Below are 16,922 nucleotides of genomic sequence, written 5' to 3' on the forward strand. Positions count from 1 at the left end.
GGCCTGACGAAGAACGCGCGCGTCAACGCGATCGTGCAGCTCGCGCTCGCGCGGTTCCGCCTCTTTTACCGCGAGCCCGGCTCGATGTTCTGGACGTTCGGGTTCCCGCTCGTCCTCTCGATCGTCCTCGGCATCGCGTTCCGGAACCGCGATCCGGAGCCGGTCGTCGTCGCGGTCGAGGCCTCCGCGCGCGCGGAGCATGCACGCGCGCTCCTCGCCGCCGCCGACGACGTGAAGGTGAAGGTCCTGCCGCGCGACGATGCGAACGCCGCGCTGCGGACGGGGAAGGTCAGCCTCGTCGTCGCCGCGGACGAGGACGGCTACGCCTACCGCTACGATCCGACGCGCCCGGAGAGCCGGCTCGCGCGCTCCGTCACCGACGACGTGCTCCAGCGCGGCGAGGGCCGCAAGGACACCTTCACGCCCGAGACGAAGGTCGTCACCGAGCCGGGCTCGCGTTACATCGACTTCTTGATCCCGGGCCTCATCGGGCTCGGGCTCATGTCGACCGGCCTCTGGGGGATCGGCTTCTCCCTCGCCGAGATGCGGACGAAGAAGCTCATCAAGCGGCTCACCGCGACGCCGATGCGGCGGAGCGACTTCCTCCTCTCGTTCCTCCTCGTCCGCGCGGTGCTCCTCCCGGTCGAGCTCGTGCCGCTCCTCCTCTTCGCGCGCTTCGTGTTCGGCGTGGGCGTGGAAGGCAGCCTCGCGACGCTGCTCGTGACCGCGCTCGTCGGCGGCCTCACGTTCGCGGTGATGGGGCTCTTCCTCGCGTGCCGCGCGGAGAACCCGCAGATCGTGAGCGGCCTCATCAACGTCGTGTCGTTCCCGATGTACCTCTGCTCGGGCGTCTTCTTCTCGTCGTCGCGTTTCCCCGACGCGGTCCAGCCGGTGATCCGCTGGATGCCGCTCACCGCGCTGAACGACGCGCTCCGCGCCACGATGATCGACGGCGCCGGCCTCGCCGACGTCGGCGGCAAGCTCGCCTCCGTCGGCGCGTGGGGCGTCGTCTGCTTCGTGCTCGCGGTCCGCTTCTTCAAGTGGCGCTGAGTCAGTCTTGCGTCGCCGGCAGGCCCGGATCGAGGCCCGGCTCCGGCGGCGGCTTGGGCTTCGGCTTGGGTTTGGGCTTGGGCTTCGGAGCCGCGGAAGCCGACGCCGACGGCGCGGCCGACACCGACGCCGAAGGAGGCGGCAGCACCGTGGGAACCGTCTCCGAGCCCGCGTCCTCCGGCACCGCCGCGTCCGCGTCCGCCGAAGCCGACGCCGTGACCTCCGGCGCAGGCGCTGGCGTAGGCGCAGGAAAGGGCGGACGCCAGCCGCCGCGCTTCTGGACGACGAAGTACGTCGCGGCGGCGAAGCCGATGCCGACGATGAACGGGATCAAGACGCGGAACGGGCTCCTCCGCGGCTTCGTCACCTGCGCGATGAGCGGACCCTGCGGGCCGGTCGGCTTGCTCGGCCCGGGGTACGAGCCCTCCATCGTCCGGAACGCGGCGTGCCCCGCGATCGGATCGATGACCGGACCGGGCGGGCCGGGCGGGAACATCGGCGCGGGCGGGCCCGACGGCGCGAGCGGGGAGGGGACCGGCATGAGCGCGGCGGGCACCGGCTGCTGCGGGGTCGGCATCGCGAGGATCGGCGAGCCACGCGGGAGCTCGTCGATCGTGCGCGGCGGCGGCGTGATCGGCAGCTCGTCGGAGCGCGTCTTCGGGAACGGCGGCTCGACGATGCGCGGCGAGATCCCCGTCGCCGGCGTCTGCTCTTCGGTGAACGGACCGCCGCCGGTCGAGGCCTGCGCCTGCGCGAGCGCCGCGCGGAACAGCGCCGCCGGATCGGGGAGGCGATCGACGTTGTCGCCGACGCGCTCGGGCCCACGCTCCGGGACACGCTCCAGGACGCGCTCCGGAATACGGTCGAGGGTGGGCTCCGGCTCCGGCGCCATCTTCGGCGTGATCGGCTCCGAGCCAAAGCGATGCGGGAGCCGCTCGGTGACGGGCGACGCGACGGTGCGTTTCCCCTCTTCTTCGTCGTCTTCGATGATGACGTTCGGCTGCGATCCGAGCTTGGGCTTCAGCTCGCGCAGCGAGAACACGGGATCGTTCCGGAGGGAGAAGGTCGGTCCCTCCGATGGCGGCATCGAGGGCGGCCGCTCGCGCAGCGTCACCGGTGGCGCGCTCGTGATGACGCCCTCCGACGGCGCGTGCGCTGCGCGCTTGATCTCGGGCGCCTTACCAAGGAGCCCCATCGCCTTCGGCGGGAGGTGCTGCGTGCGCTTCTCGGTCTCGTCCTCGAAGTCGGGGCGGCTCATCGGCCGCCCCGCCACGGTGGGCATCTCGTCGTCGGGCGCGCGCACGCGCTCGGGCTCGCGCGCCGGCCGCGCGGTCTCGGGGTCCGGCTCGCCGAGCTCGCCGCTGCCTTCGTTCGTGAGCGAGCGGCGCGCCCACGAGAGCGCCTCGCGCATCGACTTCGCGTCGGCGTAGCGCTCGGCGCGATCGAACGAGAGCGCGCGATCGATGACGGAGGCGACGACGCGCGGGACCTCCGGCATGACCTCGCGCAGCGTGCGCGCCTTCGTCCGCGCGACCGCGATCGACTTCGTCTTGACGTCGCCGCCGACGTGGACCGCCTCCCCGGTGAGGCAGGTGAAGACCATCGCGCCGACCGCCCAGAGATCGCTCCGCGCGTCGACCTCCTCGCGCTTGCCGTGCGCCTGCTCCGGCGCCATGAACGCGGGCGTCCCGAGCACGATGCCGACGCCGGTCATCTCGCTCGTCCGCTTGCCGTCGTTGAAGCGCGCGGTCCCGAAGTCGAGGAGCTTCGTCTCGCCTTTGCGTGTAAGATACACGTTATCGGGCTTCAGGTCGCGGTGGAGGATCTGGTGGTCGTGCGCGGCGGAGAGGATGTCGAGGACCTGGTCGGCGGTCTCGAGCACGTCCCGCAGCGGGAGCGTCCCGCCGCAGCGCTCGCGCTTCTGCTCGAGCGTCTCGCCCTCGAGCAGCTCGAAGACGAGGAAGGCGCACCCGTCGTCGGTCATGTCGTCGTCGATCGCGCGGACGATGCCGGGATGGAGCACCGCGTTGCCGAAGTACCCCTCGCGCCGGAAGCGCTCGGCGAGGGTCGTGTCGCGGGCGAGGTCCTTGTGGAGGACCTTCAGCGCGACGCGGCTCCCGTTGCGGTGCGTCGCCGCGTACACGTTGGCCATCGAGCCGGACGCGATGAAGCTGTCGATCCGGTACTTGCCCCGGACCATCGAGCCGACGCGTCTCTGCGCGCGCTGTTCCTCCGCAGCCAAGCGCTCCGAGCGTACCATCCGCTCCTCGAACGATGCGAGTTCACCTCATCGACGGGACCTTCGAGCTTTTCCGCGCGCACTACGCCCCGCGACCGCCCAAGACCGTGGGCGGCGTCGACGTGAAGGCCACCGCCGGCGTCGTCGCCTCGATCCGCGCGCTGCTGGAGGACCGGAGCGAAGAGGTGACCCACCTCGCGATCGCCTTCGACAACCCGATCGAGAGCTTCCGCAACGAGCTCTTCCCCTACTACAAGACCGGCGACGGCATCGCGCCCCCGCTCCGGGCGCAGTTCGACCTCGTCGAGGAGGCGTGCCGCGCGATCGGCGTCGTGGTGTGGTCGATGAAGGAGTGGGAGGCCGACGACGCCCTCGCCACCGGCGCGGCGCGCTTCGCGAGCGACACGGTGCAGGTGCGCATCCTCACGCCGGACAAGGACCTCGGGCAGTGCCTCGACCGCGACCGCGTCGTGCAGGTCGATCGGATTCGGCGCAAGGTCATCGACGAGGAGGCGATGACGGCGCGCCGCGGGATCCCGCCCGCGTGCATCCCGGACTGGCTCGGCCTCGTCGGCGACACCGCGGACGGGATCCCTGGTTTGCCTGGATTCGGGGAGAAGTCCTCGGCCGTCCTCCTCGCGCGCTGGGGATCGATCGAGGCGATCCCCGACCGCGCCGAAGACTGGGACGTGAAGGTCGCCGGCGCGCCCCGCCTCGCCGCCGTGCTCGCGGAGCGCCGCGCCGACGCGCTCCTCTACAAGAAGCTCGCCACGCTCGTGAAGGACGTGCCGCTCGCGGAGTCGCTCGCCGATCTCGAGTACGAGGGCGCGCCGAAGGCCTCCTTCGAGGCCCTCTGCAAGAAGCTCGAGATGACGCCGCGATGGCCGAAGCTGGTCTGAAATCCGAGCCTCGGGCTCGCCCGTGCGCAGGGGCTTGCTAAGGACCAACATGCTTATCTTTCGTCGGCGCCTCCTCGGCGCGAGCGTCTTTCTTTGTTCGGTCGCTGGATGCAGCGCGGATCGCCAGGACGTCGCGAGCGATCACGCCGCGGTGACGGAGGCCGCCGAGCCCACCATCGCGAACGTGTGCTCGATGGCCTCCGCCACGTTCACGGCGCCCGACCTCGCGGTCGCCGCCGACGGCAAGCACGTCGCCTTCACGACGTGCGCGCCCGGCGGGCTCCAGCAGCGCGGCATGCTCCTCGACGTCGCGACCGGCATCGCGCGGCCGATCGACGACGGCGCCGCGATCCACGAGGTCGGCTTCTCCGATGACGGCCGCTTCGTCCACTACTCCGCCTACGATCGCGCCGCGGGGCCGGCCACGTTCCAGCCGCACGTCGAGTCGACCGACGGCGCGGTGAAGAAGCGGATCGTGTTCTTCGAGGAGAGCGCTCCGGAGGAGCTCTACTTCGCTCGACGGATCGGGAAGGCCGCCGTGAGCGTCTCTCCCGACGGCAAGACCGCGGTCGCGTCGGGCGTCGAGCGCGACCGGTGGAACGAAGCCAACATCGGCCGCGTCGTCGTCGCGCCGCTCGATCGCGAGGGGCAGACCTCGCTCCTGGCGGCGCCGTCGATGCGCGCGAGCGCGACGTGGATGGAGTCGGGCGAGCAGGTCGTTTTGACGCGTATCGTCTCCGAGAACCAGGTCAGGATGCAGGTGGTCTCGCTGGGGCCGACGCCGGCGCTGGTCGACACGTCCTGGATGGCGAAGGAAGGGCCCGATCGCTACACGATCATCCCCGGCAGCTACGACGGCACCCGCGTCCTCCGCTGGGAGCGCGACGAGTCGGACGCCTCGCGCGACCGCGGCTGGTACGTCATCGCCAACGCGGACGGGACGACGGTGGAGCTCTCGCGCGACTCCGCCACCGTCGCGCGGATGCCGCGCCTCACGAACACGATCCTGCTCCGCGAGACCGCGGTCCGCGGCGCGACGTGGACGCAGGTCGACGGCAAACCGGCGGTGATGTTCCCGGGCGAGGCGACGGACGGGGGCCCGATCGACCTCCTCGTTCGCGCGCTCGACGCCGAGGAAGGCGCCCCCGAAATGAGGAGTGTCGTGGTCGCGACCGACGTGCGAGCGTACGACCCCGGCGCGGGCGCGATCACGCCGGTCGGGACCGACGGGGCGTTCCTCTATCCGTCGACGGGCGGCATCCGCTTCGCCGACGGAAAGGGCGCGACGAAGCTCGTCTTCGCCACCGAGCGCGAGCACTCGACCGTCGCCGCCATGTCCGAGGACAGCGCGCGCTTCCTCGTTCGCAGCTTCGAGCGCGGCGTCCTCGGTGAGGAGTACGAGCCGGAGTACACCCTCGTCGACGTCGCGACCGCGAACGCGACGCCGCTCGCCCTCACGACGTCGTCGGCGCTCCGGCCGTTCGGTCCGCTCTCCGGAGACTGGGCCCACGCGGAGTGCCGCCACGACGCCGCGAACGCGCACCTCTTCGGCCGCGACGGCGCGCTGTTCGTCTTTGCGTACTACGGCTCGATGTCCCCGTTCTGCAAGCGTGAGCAGCTGGCGCCCGAGCTGTTGCGCTTCGGCGCGGACGGCCGGCTCGACGGCGTCGTCTCCGCGGCCGGCCTCGCGCGGGGCGACCTGACCAAGCGTATACGAGCGATCGCTCCGCAGCTCCATCCGCTCGACGAGCAGCGCGTCGTCGTCGCCTCGTGCGGCCTGCCGGGCGAGGCCTGCGCCGCGCGCATCCTGTCGCTGCCCGCCGCCGGCTCCACCGCCACGCCGGATCCGACCGACACGGGCAGCGAGAAGCCGAGCGGCAGCGGGACGCCGAGCGGCGACGGGACGTCCGAGCCGGCGACGGAGCGTCCGGGCGCGGAGACGTCATCGACGGAGCAGGGATCGAGGCCGACGTCGCCGTCGCCGGAGTCTTCGAGCTGCGCGACGGCGCGCGGCGCGCGTTCGGGCGGGCTCGGCTTCGGCCTCGCGTTCCTCGTCGGGCTCGCCGCGCTGCGCCGGCGGCGCGCGCGTTAGAAGGTGACGCCGAAGACGTCGCGGAAGCGGTTGGAGGGCTCGCGGTTCGGATCGACGTCTGCGAGCCCGACGCGCAGCGACACGGTCTCGCCGTCGCCCCACGGCCACCAGAGGCCGTAGACGAGGAGGCCGTTGATCGGTCCGGTCGAGAGCGCGAGCTGACCCTGGCGGATGCCGCCCGCGCGCTCGACGACGTCACGGAGCGACTGCGGCGCGCGGACGATGGTGGCGGCGGTCCACTCGTTCTGAAGCGCGATCTGGCTCGCCTTGCGCGCGGTCGGCTCCTGCTCGGTGGTGAACGAAGAGGTCACGCACATGAGGCGCGGGTCCCAGCTCCATCCGCGCGTGGGCCACGACGCCTTCATACGGGCAAGGCTGTCGAACAGCGGTTGCCATGCGTCGTTCCAGCCACGAATCGTCATGCGCTGGGAGCCTAGTACGTGATCACGGGCCCTGCAACGAGGCCGCCGTTGGGCGCGCGCGCGTAGAGCCGCAGGAACGCGCCGGGCGCGAGGTTCCCGGGGTTGGGCACGTAGAGCTTCAGCGCGTGCGCGCCGGGGGCGAGGTAGCCCAACGCGCCTCCCTCGACGTTGATGAATTTCCCGTTTTCGACGACCGCGATCCACACCGTGAGGCGGCCGACGTCGACGACGCTCCCGAGCTCGCTCGGCAGCTCCTCGTGTCCGCTGATCGTGTCGGCGCGGAAGCCGTACTGCGGATCGCCCTTCTGCGAGGTCGTGACGAGGTAGAGCGCGTCGGCGGGACCTTCCACCGTGGCGCGGAAGACGAGGTCGCGGTTGCCGTCGGGCCGGATGCCGCCGTCGCGCATCGCGATGCGGTCGACGAGGAGGTTCTCGGGATCGACCGAGAACGCGCTCACCTTCGTCGACTCCGGCGCGGCGACGGCGGTCCGGTTCCTCCCCGTGGTCCGCACGCCCGACTCGTCCGGCGCGTTCGCGTCGCTGGGAGGTCCGCAGGCGAGGGCCGCGAGCGCGGCGAGGACGGGTACCGAGAACCGCATCGACTCCTGTCTAACACGTGCGACGATGACCCGGTGAGGACGCTCGGACCGGCGCAGAAAGATATCGCATTCGGCTCGTTCGTCGGGCCGCTGCCGCGCATCGACTGGGGGGCCGCGGCGACCACGCGCGCGCTCCGCGGCAAGCGCTGGATCTGGCTCGGCCTCGCGTGCAAGGAGGCGTGGCTCTCGCTCGCGATCGTGCGCACGGGCTACGCCGCGAACGTCCTCGCGTTCGTCTACGACCACGGTGCGCGCGCGATGGTGGTCGACAAGACGATCGTGGCGCCCGCCTTCACCGCGCACGTCACCGACGACGCGCACGCCCCCGGCCTCCTCGCGCGCTTCGACTTCGCCGGCTCGCACGTCGCGTTCGAGCGGAGCGGCCCCGACCTCGAGGTGCGCGCGCGGCTCGGTGGCATCGACCTCGAGGTCCTCTGCGACGAGTCGGTCGCGCCGCTCGGCGTCGCCGCGATCGCCGACCTCGGCGGCGGCCTCCGCAACGCGACCGAGAAGCGCGCGCTCATGAGCGTCCGCGGACGCTTCGCCGCGTCGGGGCGCTCTTACGCGCTCGAAGGCGCGACCGCGGGCTGGGACTACACGAACGGTCTCCTCCCGCGTCACACGAAGTGGCGCTGGGCCTTCGGCCTCGGCCGCGACCTCGCGTTCAACCTCGTCGAGGGCTTCGTCGGCGAAGCCGAGTGCGCCCTCTTCGCCGACGGCGCGGTCCACCCGCTCGCGGAGCCCCGCTTCACCTTCGACCGCACCCGCCCATCGGACCCATGGCGCATCGAGGCCGACGGCATCGACCTTCGCTTCGAGGTCGGCGAAGTGCATGCACAATACACAAACCTCCTCCTCGTCCGCTCCCACTTCCTCCAGCCCGTCGGCCACTTCCACGGCACCATCGCCGGCCGCACCGTCGCCGACCTCCCCGGCGTCGTCGAGGACCAAGACGTCCTCTGGTAGCGCGGCTCAGACGAGGGCGTCGATGTAGCGCCCGGGGCGTGCGATGAAGTCCTCGAAGGACGCGAGCGGCGTCAGCTCGCGATGTTCTTGATCGAAAGCGGCGACCTTCCTGGTTCTCGGATCCCACACGAAGACGATGTCGGTGTAGTCGCCTGTCACGCGCGAGAGGCGCAATAGTTTCTTGCGCTCGAACACCATCGGCACTGCGTCCGCGAGGGAGTAGAGCTCGATGAAAGGAACGGGCTGTCCGGGAGCTCGATGCGACGCGCACCCGGCTTCATGAGCGCCACGGCGCTCGATGGAAGCGCATAGGCGGAGAGCGCGCGCAGACGCGCCGGCTCGTCGTGCAACCTCGCAGGCTCGACGGAACGGATGTAGGCGCGAAGCTCGTCGTCATTGCGTTCGACGGCGATGTCGTAAGGACGCTGGCCGCCCCGATCGGTGAGCGCGAGATCCGCGCCCGCCTCGACGAGGCGTCTCACCATCGGCAGGTCTCCGTTCCGCGCCGCGACGCACAGCGGGGTCTCGCGGTTGGGAAAGACCTGGTCTGGCTTCCGGTGGTCGAGGTCCACACCGTGTTTCAGGAAGAACGTCACGGCCACGTCGTCACCGGACAGCACGGCGGAGCGGAAGGCTGGCCCACCGTACTTCTTCGCCGTGTGACCGAGCGCTTCGAGCACGGGGAGGTTCCGGTGGCGCTTGCCTTGGAGCGCCGCCTCGAACGCATCGGTGCGCACGCAGCTCACCGCATGCACGTTCGCGCCGGCTGCCACCAGCTTTCGAAGGAGCTTTTCATCGCCATAGCGCGCGGCCGCGACGATGGAAGGACTCTCTTTCGAGCTGAGGTTGGCGCCGTGCGCGATGAGGCAGTCGATGACACGCCGCCGCTTCAGCCGGATGGCGAGCTCGAGCGGCTCGATCGATACGTATCGATCGAGCTTGATGGGCGCGTTCACATCGAGGCCGCGCGAGCGCAGTCGTTCGAGCGCGAGGACGTCTCCGTCGACGATGGCCCGCGCCGCCGCGAGGAGCCTCGTAAACTCGCCGAGGTCTTTGATCTTCACCCTCACGCGAGGAGCGACCGTACTACGACAGGAAGACGGGAGCGACGAGGACGGCGCCGATCACGAGCGCGCTGAGGAGCTTCTGCATCATGGTTTGGTTCCTTACGAACGTTCGAGCTTGACGATCTCTGACAGGCGAAGTTCCCGAGCGGGTATGGTGGCCGGGGCATGACGACGGAAAAACGCGAGCTTCCGCGCGTCTTGTCGCTTCGGGACGCGACGATGCTCGTCGTCTCGTCCGTCATCGGAGTGGGGATCTTCCTCACACCGGGCGGCGTCGCGAAGGCGTTTCCGAGCGCGGGGTGGTTCTTCTTCGCGTGGCTGCTCGGCGGCGCGCTCGCCCTCGCCGGCGCGCTCGCGAACGCCGAGCTCGGCGCGATGTTCCCGCGCGCCGGCGGCAACTACGTCTACCTGCGCGCGGCTTACCATCCGATGGCCGGCTTCCTCGTGGGCTGGCTCTCCTTCTTCGCGATCTTCGCCGGCACGGTGGCGACCCTCGCGGTCGGCTTCACGATCTCGCTCTCGACGTTCTTCGTCCTCACGCCCGCGGCCAAGGTCGCGGTCGCGATCACGGTCATCTGGGTCGCCTCCGGCGTGAACGCGTACGCGACGCGCGCGGGCGCCGCCCTCAACACGTCGACCGCGTACCTGAAGCTCGGCGCCATGTTCGCGCTCGTCGCGCTCGGGCCGATCCTCGGGCACGCGCGCACGCCCGCGGAGCCGTTCGTGACGGAGGCGGAGACGACGCTCTCCGGCTTCGGCGTCGGCCTCCAGCCCGTCCTCTTCTCGTACCTCGGCTGGAACGCGAGCGTGTTCGTCGCGGGCGAGATCGACAAGCCGGAGCGGAACCTCCCGCGCTCGCTCTTCTGGGGGCTCGGCATCTGCACGTCGATCTACGTCCTCGTCACCGGCACGTACGTCTACGCCCTGGGGATGCAGGCGCTTCCGGGGATGCCCGTCGTCGGCATCCAGGCCGGCGGCGTCCTCTTCGGCGCGAAGGGCGGCGCGATCCTCGCCGTCATCATGATGGTGTCCATCTTCGGGACCGTGAACGCGAACGTCCTCGTCGGTCCGCGCATCGCGTACGCGATGGCCTCCGACGGCTTGTTCTTCCGCGCGGCCGCGCGGCTCAACGCCGCGAAGACGCCGCACGTCGCGGTCCTCGTGCAGGCGAGCGTCGCGTCGGCCCTCGTCATCGCGTTCAAGGCGAACAGCGACAGCCTCGACGAGGTCCTCCGCTACACGACGTTCGCGATCACGCTCGCGACGATCTCCGACACGATCGCGCTCTACGTGCTGCGCGTGCGCGATCCCGACCGACCGCGGCCGTACCGTGCGGCGGGGTACCCCATCGTGCCCCTCCTCTACATCGTCGCGAACCTCGCGATCGCGATCTCCACCGTGAAGGACAAGCCGCGCGAATGCCTGGCGAGCCTGGGCGTCCTGCTCGCGGGCGCGCCCGTTTATGCGATCTTCCGCTGGCGTGGAAAAGCGCGCGGATCGGGTCCAGAATAAAGAGGTGCGCCGCCATCTCCTCCTCCTGATCCCCGTTTTCGTCGCCGGGTGCGCGGAGGACGAGGTCATGCGTCCCGCGGCCGCGCCGTCCTCGCCCGCGGTGTGGAGCAACACCGAAGCCGCGCCTGCGTTGCCCGAGCCGCCGCCGCCACCGCCGCGCCCGCGCCTCTCGCAGACGATCACGCTCGGGCAGGACGACTACTCGCCGCGTCCGCCGCCCGCGCCCGCGGCGCAGGGACAAGGAACGAGCAACAACGTGACGGTGAACAACAACATCGTCGTCCAGTCCCCGCCCGTGTTCTACGGCGGCGGCTTTGGTTACGGCTACGGCGGTTACGGCGCCGCGCGGAGCGGCGACGGACGCACGGGGGTCGGCGTCGCGCCGCGCACGCCGTGGGCGCCGAGCGGCTGGGAGGGCGCGCAGCGAACGGCGGCCCCCGGGCAGACCCCGGGCGTGGGCGGCAACTGGGCGCCGCCGCCGAGCCATGGCCCCGCGCCCATGCGCTGAGTCGTGACGATGGCCACGGTCGGCGTCGACTTCTTCCGCGTGGATCGCTCCGGCACGACACGTCGCCTCCTCATCGTCGCGGGCGGGCTCGTCACCGCCGGCGCGACCACGATCGGCGCGCACCTCGTCAGCAACTTCGGCGAGGGCGTCGCGCGCGCTCTGTCGCTCCTCGGTGGGGGCGTCACGATCGCGGGGCTCGTCCTCGGCTTCGGCGCGATGGCGATGCTCCTCTTCGAGAACGTCTACCTCCTCATCAAGGAGGAGGGGCTCCTCTTCCACGACAACGGGAAGGAGACGACCGTGCCGTGGCCCGACCTCGAGGAGGCCGCGCTCGAGGCCGACAGCGGCTTCGTCGTGTTCAAGCGCAAGGAGGGCTCGCCGCTCCGGTGGTTCGCCGGCGCGGCGGCGAAGAACCTCCAGACCCGCGTCGAGGACGCGAAGCGGAAGGCGTTGCATGGCCTCCTCAAGATGGAGCATTGAAGGATGGTGAATCGTCCGGAGAAGCCGTTCGCCGGCGTCGGACTGAAGGCCGCGGCGAAGATGCTCGCGGGCCACGCCGCGCCCGAGCTCGACGTCGACTGGCTCGGTATCGACGAAAACGGCGCGATCGCAGTTTTTCTCGGAGGTGACGAAACGCCGGTGCCGAGCGGCGCCGATCCCGACGCGACGTCGGCCGCGCTCGAGCGCATCGCGGAGTCGATGCGGCGCCGGCTCGCGACCGAGGCGCGCTCCGAGCTCGCGTACCGCGCCGCCGCGTCGCGCGCGGGCGAGCCGGTCTTCGACGTGCCCACCGCGTCGTTCGGGGACCCGTCCTACGCGAACGGCCGCGGCCCGCTCCACGAGCCGCCGGCGCGCGGCTATCCGCACCTCGTCTTCGCGTGGCCCGGCGCCGAGACCACGCTCCGCGCGTTCTTCGACGGAGCCTCGGAGGTGCTCACGCGCGGGGACCACTTCGCGGTGCGGGTCGATTCGATGCGGCGCGAGGACGCCGAGGAGCTCCACCGCGACGGGACGTGCGCGGGCTGTCGCGTGGTCGACGATCCGAACGATCCGCGCTCGCGCTCGGCGCACGCGCTCGCGTCGGCCGGGCTCTACGTCTACGGCTGGACGCCGGAGGCGTGGGTCCGCGTCGCGAGCCCGAGCGTCCCCGCCGATCGCGGCGACCTCCAGGACGTGGGCGGCGGAAAGCTCCTCGCGCTGCCGCACCGCTTCGAGTCGAGCGCGTGGCTGCCGCACGATCCTCAGAAGTCGATCCGATAGCGCGCGGGATCGTTGCCGCCGACGCGGATGACGGCGCGCCGGTCGTCGATGTCCATCACGCCGTAGGCGGCGGCGGGGCGGCCGGGCGCGTCGGCGTCGAGGTTCTCGATCAGGCTCTGGATCGTCACGTACGGGATGCCGTGGATCACGTCGAGGTGGTTGCGGTGCACGTGCCCGTTCACGACGACGCGGACCTTGCCGCTCTCCTCCAGGATCGCGCGGAGCTCGGCGCGCTCCTTCACCAGCGCGAGGTGGGGCAGGTCGTGGAACCAGAACGAGTCGTCGAGGTCCTGCTCGCTCGCGGAGTGGTGCATCAGCACGATGACGGGCAGGTCCGTCGCGGCGAGGTCGCGCGCGAGCCACTCGAGCTGCGCGCGCGGGATGCGCACGTCGACCTCCTTCCGTTCGATCGTGTGGAGGACGGCGAGGTGAAAGCCGCCGCGATCGATCGCGTAGTGGAGGTTCCCGTCATGGTCCCACGCCGCGGTGACGTCCTCGCGCGTGAGGTGGACCGTGTCGTGGTTGCCGGCGACGTTCACGACCTCGGCCTTCGCTTCGCGGAGGATCGACTGGCACTCGAGGTAGCGCACGAGGTCGGCGGCGGGCGACTCGTCCTCGACGTCGTCGCCGAGGTTCACGAGCAGATCGGGGCGGATCTCGTCGTTCATCCGCCGGACGACGTCGCGGAGGAGCGTCGTCGCGTGCTCGGTGAGCTTCCGGAGCTTGCCTTCGTGATACGCCGCCGGCCCGATGTGGATGTCGGTCACGAAGCCAATCTTCACGGCCGCATGGTAGCGTGCCCCCATGCGTCCCGTCCTCATCGGAGCCGGTAGGGGCAGCCGGCTCGAGCACCGCACCGAGGAGATCCCGAAGACCCTCGTGCCCGTCATGGGCCGCCCGATGCTGGAGTGGATCCTCGAGGCGCTCGCGGAGGCGGGCTTCACGAAGAAGGACGTCGTCTACGTCTGCGGCTACAAGAAGGAGGTCCTCCAGGCGCGCTACCCCGAGTTCACCTACGTCGTGAACGAGGACTGGGCCCACAACAACATCCTCGAGTCGCTCGTCTGCGCGCGTGACCACCTCGGGAGCGGCTTCGTCTCGTCGTACACGGACATCGTCTACCGCGGCTCGTGCGTGAAGGACGTCGTCGCCGCGCCGCACGAGAAGGTGCTCGTCTCCGACACCGACTGGCGCCGCCGCTACGTGAACCGCAAGAACCACCCCGAGAGCGACGCGGAGAAGCTGCGCGCGGAGGGCGATCGCGTCGTCGAGCTGTCGCGCACGATCGCGAGCGAGCGCGCGTCCGGCGAGTTCATCGGCGTCGCGAAGCTCGGCCCACACGGCGCGAAGGAGTTCCTCGAGGCCTACGAAGAGGCGAAGAAGACCGAGACGACGCTCGGCGATCGCCCCTTCAAGAAGGCGTACCTCATCCACATGTGGCAGTGGATGATCGAGCGCGGCTCGGTGTTCCACAAAGTCGACACCCCGGGCGGCTACATGGAGCTCGACACGCTCGAGGACCTCTCGATGGCCGAGACCTGGTGGAACGGCGGCCAATGAACGCGGCGACGAGCGAGATCGAGGTCGAGCTCGCCGGGGTCACGAAGAGGTTCGAGGAGGGCGGGGGCCTCACGCTGCGCGGCATCGACCTCGCGGTGAAGAAGGGCGAGCTCCTCGTCGTCGTCGGGCCGTCGGGCTGCGGCAAGTCGACGATGCTCCGGATCATCGCCGGCCTCGAGGAGGCGAGCGGCGGCGACGTTCGCATCGGCGGCAAGTCGATGACGCGGGTCGCGCCGCAGGACCGCGACGTCGCGATGGTGTTCCAGGGCTACGCGCTCTACCCGCAGATGACGGTGCGCGAGAACATCGAGTTCCCGCTCAAGATGCGGAGGGTCGATCCCGCGGAGCGGAAGAAGCGGAGCGACGAGGCCGCCGCGCTCCTCGAGCTCGGTCGCTTGATGGACCGCCTGCCCGCGGAGCTCTCCGGCGGCGAGCGTCAGCGCGTCGCGATGGGCCGCGCGATCGTGCGGCGGCCGCGCGTCTTCCTCTTCGACGAGCCGCTCTCGAACCTCGACGCCGCGCTGCGCCAGGAGCTGCGCGTGCAGATCGGCGTCCTCGTGCGCGAGCTCGGCGTCACCGCGATCTACGTCACCCACGACCAGGTCGAAGCGATGACGCTCGCCGATCGGATCTGCCTCATGAAGAAGGGCGAGATCCAGCAGGTCGCGGCGCCGCGCGCGATCTACGAGGAGCCCGCCAACAGCTTCGTCGGCACGTTCATCGGCGCGCCGAAGATGAACCTGCTCCCGGGCGTCGCGGCGGACGGCGCGATCACGTGCGGTCCCTTCACGCTGTCCGCGCCCGCGGGCGTGGAGCTCCCGGCGAAGGTCGTCGTCGGCGTGCGCCCCGAGGACGTGAAGGTCGTCGACGCCGGCGCCGCGCTCGAGGTCGTGATCGCGGAGCCGCTCGGCGCGGAGACGAACCTCGTCTTGAAGGCGGGCGACCTCACGCTCCGCGCGCGCACGCACGGCTTCGACCCGCGCCCGCCGGGCTCGGCGATCCACGTCTCGCTCGACGCCGCGCGCTTCCACGTGTTCGACGCCGGCGATCGTGGGGAGCGCCTCGCGTGAGCGCGCTCGCCAGGACGCGCACGGAGCACCGAGCGCTCTCGCGCCGCGCGTTCGTCGGCGGAGCGGCCGCGTCGCTGGTGGGGTGCCGGCGATCGACGAAGGACGCGCAGGGGCGGACGCGGCTCCGGTTCTGGTACGCGCTCGGCGGGAAGAGCCGCGAGACGCTGCTCGAGATCGTGCGGCGCTTCCACGCGGTGCAGGACGACGTGCGGGTCGAGGCCGTGCATCAGGGCGACTACTTCGAGTCGCTCGCGAAGCTCCGCACGGCGGTCGCGGCGAGGGCGGCGCCCGCGCTCGCGCACGTCGTCGCGGAGGTCGTGCCGTACCTCGTCCGCGCGAACGCGCTCGAGGCGCTCGACGGGTATCCCGGGATGAAGGAGATCGACTTCGTCCCCGCGCTCGGGCAGGCGGGGGCGTTCCGCGGCGGAGGCGAGCAGCCGCTCTACGGCGTGCCGCTCAACCGCTCGACGCCGCTCATGTACTGCAACGGCCGGCTCTTCGAGGCGGCCGGCTTCTCGCCGCCCGCGACGTGGGCGGAGCTCCGCGAGTGCGCGCGGGCGCTCACGAAGCCGAACGGGGAGCGCTGGGGTCACGAGGTCCCGATCTCGTGGTGGTTCTGGGTCGCGCTCGTGGGGCAGGCGGGCGGCGCGGTGTTCGACGCGGAGGGACGGCCCACGCTCGGCGGCGACGAGGGCGTGAAGGCGCTCCGCTTCTGGCAGGACCTCATCCACCGCGATCGCGTGATGCGGCCGCCGCCCGGGCGCGACTACGACGCGTGGAACGTCGTGAACCAGGACTTTCTCGGCGAGCGCGCGGCCTGCATCTGGACGTCGACGGCGTACATCCGTTACCTCGAGACCAACGCGCGCTTCCCCGTCGTCGCGGCGCCGCTGCCGCGCGACGTGCGCGCGTCGGTCCCGACCGGCGGCACCTTCTTCGTCGTCGTGAAGGACGCGCCCGAAGAAGAGAAGGCCGCGGCCGCGCGCTTCCTGAAATTCGTGTGCGAGCCCGAGCAGGCCGCGTTCCTCTCCGCGCGCACGGGGTATCTCCCGATCACGGAGGGCGCGACGGCGAAGATGCGGGCGGACGGGTTCTTCACGCAGCACCCGAACGACGAGGTCGCGCAGCGGCAGCTCCCGAGCGTCGACCCGTGGCCGTGGGAGCCGATGCTGTTCCGCATCGAGCGCGACATCGTCGACCCGCGCCTCGAGGAGTCGGTCCTCCTCGATCGCGACCCCGCGGCGGTGCTCGCGCAGGCCCGCGCGCTCGCGCTCCGGCCAGGCTGACGCTGGCAAGTTGGCCCGGGCGCGGCCGATCCGATACCGGTCGAAGCATGAGCATGCTGATCAAGGCGGGCGCCTTCGGCGGGATGATCTCGGGCATCGCGCTCGGCGCGATGGTGAGCCCTGCGCCGGGGATGATCGTGGGCGCGATCTGCGGCACGGCGATCGGCGTATGCGCCGGCTTCGTGATGGACCGAGAAGACCGGCGCAAGAGCGCGCGCTCGAGGGAGCTCGACGACATCATCGGCACGACGAGCGGGAGCCTCGGCCGATCGTCGATGATCCCGCCGCTCCCGTCGGAGGAGGTGCTCCGCGAGGCGGCCCAGCGTCGCTGGGTGACGGAGTGGATGACGCCCGCTCCTCCTGCAGCGCGTTAGACGCGCTTCCTGACGAGC

The 16,922-nt window shown here is 71.0% G+C and carries 18 protein-coding genes; 12 read left to right on the forward strand and 6 right to left on the reverse strand.

Annotated features, from left to right (window positions below):
* The first annotated feature begins 84 nt into the window (after positions 1–84).
* A complete protein-coding gene (locus tag KF837_27405) occupies positions 85–1,050 on the forward strand; it encodes an ABC transporter permease (GenBank protein ID MBX3231079.1) in 966 nt (321 codons plus the stop codon).
* A 1-nt stretch (position 1,051) separates the two neighbouring features.
* On the opposite strand, the gene KF837_27410 is transcribed toward KF837_27405, so the two are convergent.
* A complete protein-coding gene (locus KF837_27410; GenBank protein ID MBX3231080.1) occupies positions 1,052–3,292 on the reverse strand; it encodes a protein kinase in 2,241 nt (746 codons plus the stop codon).
* Between the two features lie 32 nt (positions 3,293–3,324).
* Here KF837_27410 and KF837_27415 point away from each other — a divergent pair, with 32 nt between their 5' ends.
* Entirely contained in the window at positions 3,325–4,188 is an 864-nt protein-coding gene (locus tag KF837_27415; protein MBX3231081.1) for a flap endonuclease, read from the forward strand.
* Between the two features lie 49 nt (positions 4,189–4,237).
* Complete coding sequence (locus tag KF837_27420; protein MBX3231082.1) at positions 4,238–6,280, forward strand: hypothetical protein; 2,043 nt, start codon at positions 4,238–4,240, stop codon at positions 6,278–6,280.
* Here KF837_27420 and KF837_27425 read toward each other — a convergent pair.
* Together KF837_27425 and KF837_27430 are read right to left on the reverse strand one after the other, a co-directional pair.
* Positions 6,277–6,702, reverse strand: a complete 426-nt coding sequence (locus KF837_27425; GenBank protein ID MBX3231083.1) for a hypothetical protein — start codon at positions 6,700–6,702, stop codon at positions 6,277–6,279. The two genes, KF837_27420 and KF837_27425, sit on opposite strands and share 4 nt — an antisense overlap.
* An 11-nt stretch (positions 6,703–6,713) precedes the next feature.
* Complete coding sequence (locus KF837_27430; GenBank protein ID MBX3231084.1) at positions 6,714–7,301, reverse strand: hypothetical protein; 588 nt, start codon at positions 7,299–7,301, stop codon at positions 6,714–6,716.
* A 33-nt stretch (positions 7,302–7,334) separates the two neighbouring features.
* Here KF837_27430 and KF837_27435 point away from each other — a divergent pair, with 33 nt between their 5' ends.
* A complete protein-coding gene (locus tag KF837_27435; GenBank protein ID MBX3231085.1) occupies positions 7,335–8,267 on the forward strand; it encodes a DUF2804 family protein in 933 nt (310 codons plus the stop codon).
* Between the two features lie 6 nt (positions 8,268–8,273).
* Here the strand turns inward: KF837_27435 and KF837_27440 are convergent, their stop codons facing one another.
* Positions 8,274–8,465 (reverse strand): hypothetical protein, encoded by a 192-nt coding sequence (locus tag KF837_27440; protein MBX3231086.1) that lies wholly within the window; start codon positions 8,463–8,465, stop codon positions 8,274–8,276.
* The gene (locus KF837_27445; GenBank protein MBX3231087.1) at positions 8,423–9,331 is read right to left on the reverse strand and encodes an ankyrin repeat domain-containing protein; all 909 of its coding nucleotides are present in this window, start codon (positions 9,329–9,331) and stop codon (positions 8,423–8,425) included. Before KF837_27445 ends, KF837_27440 begins: the two co-directional genes overlap by 43 nt.
* 168 nt (positions 9,332–9,499) lie before the next feature.
* On the opposite strand from KF837_27445, the gene KF837_27450 reads away from it, so the two are divergent.
* From KF837_27450 to KF837_27465, 4 genes are read left to right on the forward strand one after another with little or no spacing between them, the layout of a single operon-like run.
* On the forward strand, positions 9,500–10,846 hold the full coding sequence (locus tag KF837_27450; protein MBX3231088.1) for an amino acid permease: 1,347 nt from the start codon (positions 9,500–9,502) through the stop codon (positions 10,844–10,846).
* Positions 10,847–10,850: 4 nt separating this feature from the next.
* The gene (locus KF837_27455) at positions 10,851–11,354 is read left to right on the forward strand and encodes a hypothetical protein (protein ID MBX3231089.1); all 504 of its coding nucleotides are present in this window, start codon (positions 10,851–10,853) and stop codon (positions 11,352–11,354) included.
* A gap of 3 nt (positions 11,355–11,357) precedes the next feature.
* The gene (locus KF837_27460; GenBank protein MBX3231090.1) at positions 11,358–11,834 is read left to right on the forward strand and encodes a hypothetical protein; all 477 of its coding nucleotides are present in this window, start codon (positions 11,358–11,360) and stop codon (positions 11,832–11,834) included.
* Positions 11,835–11,837: 3 nt separating this feature from the next.
* A complete protein-coding gene (locus KF837_27465) occupies positions 11,838–12,614 on the forward strand; it encodes a hypothetical protein (protein ID MBX3231091.1) in 777 nt (258 codons plus the stop codon).
* Here KF837_27465 and KF837_27470 read toward each other — a convergent pair.
* The gene (locus KF837_27470) at positions 12,596–13,420 is read right to left on the reverse strand and encodes a metallophosphoesterase (protein MBX3231092.1); all 825 of its coding nucleotides are present in this window, start codon (positions 13,418–13,420) and stop codon (positions 12,596–12,598) included. The genes KF837_27465 and KF837_27470 overlap by 19 nt on opposite strands.
* Here KF837_27470 and KF837_27475 point away from each other — a divergent pair.
* The 4 genes from KF837_27475 to KF837_27490 are packed head-to-tail and all read left to right on the forward strand — an operon-like array spanning position 13,419 to position 16,904.
* Complete coding sequence (locus KF837_27475; GenBank protein MBX3231093.1) at positions 13,419–14,174, forward strand: phosphocholine cytidylyltransferase family protein; 756 nt, start codon at positions 13,419–13,421, stop codon at positions 14,172–14,174. The genes KF837_27470 and KF837_27475 overlap by 2 nt on opposite strands.
* Complete coding sequence (locus KF837_27480; protein ID MBX3231094.1) at positions 14,171–15,244, forward strand: ABC transporter ATP-binding protein; 1,074 nt, start codon at positions 14,171–14,173, stop codon at positions 15,242–15,244. Before KF837_27475 ends, KF837_27480 begins: the two co-directional genes overlap by 4 nt.
* On the forward strand, positions 15,241–16,530 hold the full coding sequence (locus KF837_27485; GenBank protein ID MBX3231095.1) for an ABC transporter substrate-binding protein: 1,290 nt from the start codon (positions 15,241–15,243) through the stop codon (positions 16,528–16,530). The genes KF837_27480 and KF837_27485 overlap by 4 nt, the downstream gene beginning before the upstream one ends.
* Before the next feature lie 47 nt (positions 16,531–16,577).
* Complete coding sequence (locus tag KF837_27490) at positions 16,578–16,904, forward strand: hypothetical protein (GenBank protein MBX3231096.1); 327 nt, start codon at positions 16,578–16,580, stop codon at positions 16,902–16,904.
* The last annotated feature ends 18 nt before the right edge of the window (positions 16,905–16,922 follow it).

The organism is Labilithrix sp., from assembly GCA_019637155.1.
Lineage (GTDB): Bacteria > Myxococcota_A > Polyangia > Polyangiales > Polyangiaceae > Labilithrix.

What these genes read in the sequence shown, in the direction of transcription:
- KF837_27405 (MBX3231079.1), top strand. Translation starts at nt 85, where the DNA reads ATGTTCTGGACGTTCGGGTTCCCGCTCGTCCTCTCGATCGTCCTCGGC.
- KF837_27415 (MBX3231081.1), top strand. Translation starts at nt 3,325, where the DNA reads ATGCGAGTTCACCTCATCGACGGGACCTTCGAGCTTTTCCGCGCGCAC.
- KF837_27420 (MBX3231082.1), top strand. Translation starts at nt 4,238, where the DNA reads ATGCTTATCTTTCGTCGGCGCCTCCTCGGCGCGAGCGTCTTTCTTTGT.
- KF837_27425 (MBX3231083.1), bottom strand. Translation starts at nt 6,702, where the DNA reads ATGACGATTCGTGGCTGGAACGACGCATGGCAACCGCTGTTCGACAGC.
- KF837_27430 (MBX3231084.1), bottom strand. Translation starts at nt 7,301, where the DNA reads ATGCGGTTCTCGGTACCCGTCCTCGCCGCGCTCGCGGCCCTCGCCTGC.
- KF837_27440 (MBX3231086.1), bottom strand. Translation starts at nt 8,465, where the DNA reads ATGGTGTTCGAGCGCAAGAAACTATTGCGCCTCTCGCGCGTGACAGGC.
- KF837_27450 (MBX3231088.1), top strand. Translation starts at nt 9,500, where the DNA reads ATGACGACGGAAAAACGCGAGCTTCCGCGCGTCTTGTCGCTTCGGGAC.
- KF837_27465 (MBX3231091.1), top strand. Translation starts at nt 11,838, where the DNA reads ATGGTGAATCGTCCGGAGAAGCCGTTCGCCGGCGTCGGACTGAAGGCC.
- KF837_27475 (MBX3231093.1), top strand. Translation starts at nt 13,419, where the DNA reads ATGCGTCCCGTCCTCATCGGAGCCGGTAGGGGCAGCCGGCTCGAGCAC.
- KF837_27470 (MBX3231092.1), bottom strand. Translation starts at nt 13,420, where the DNA reads ATGGGGGCACGCTACCATGCGGCCGTGAAGATTGGCTTCGTGACCGAC.
- KF837_27480 (MBX3231094.1), top strand. Translation starts at nt 14,171, where the DNA reads ATGAACGCGGCGACGAGCGAGATCGAGGTCGAGCTCGCCGGGGTCACG.
- KF837_27490 (MBX3231096.1), top strand. Translation starts at nt 16,578, where the DNA reads ATGAGCATGCTGATCAAGGCGGGCGCCTTCGGCGGGATGATCTCGGGC.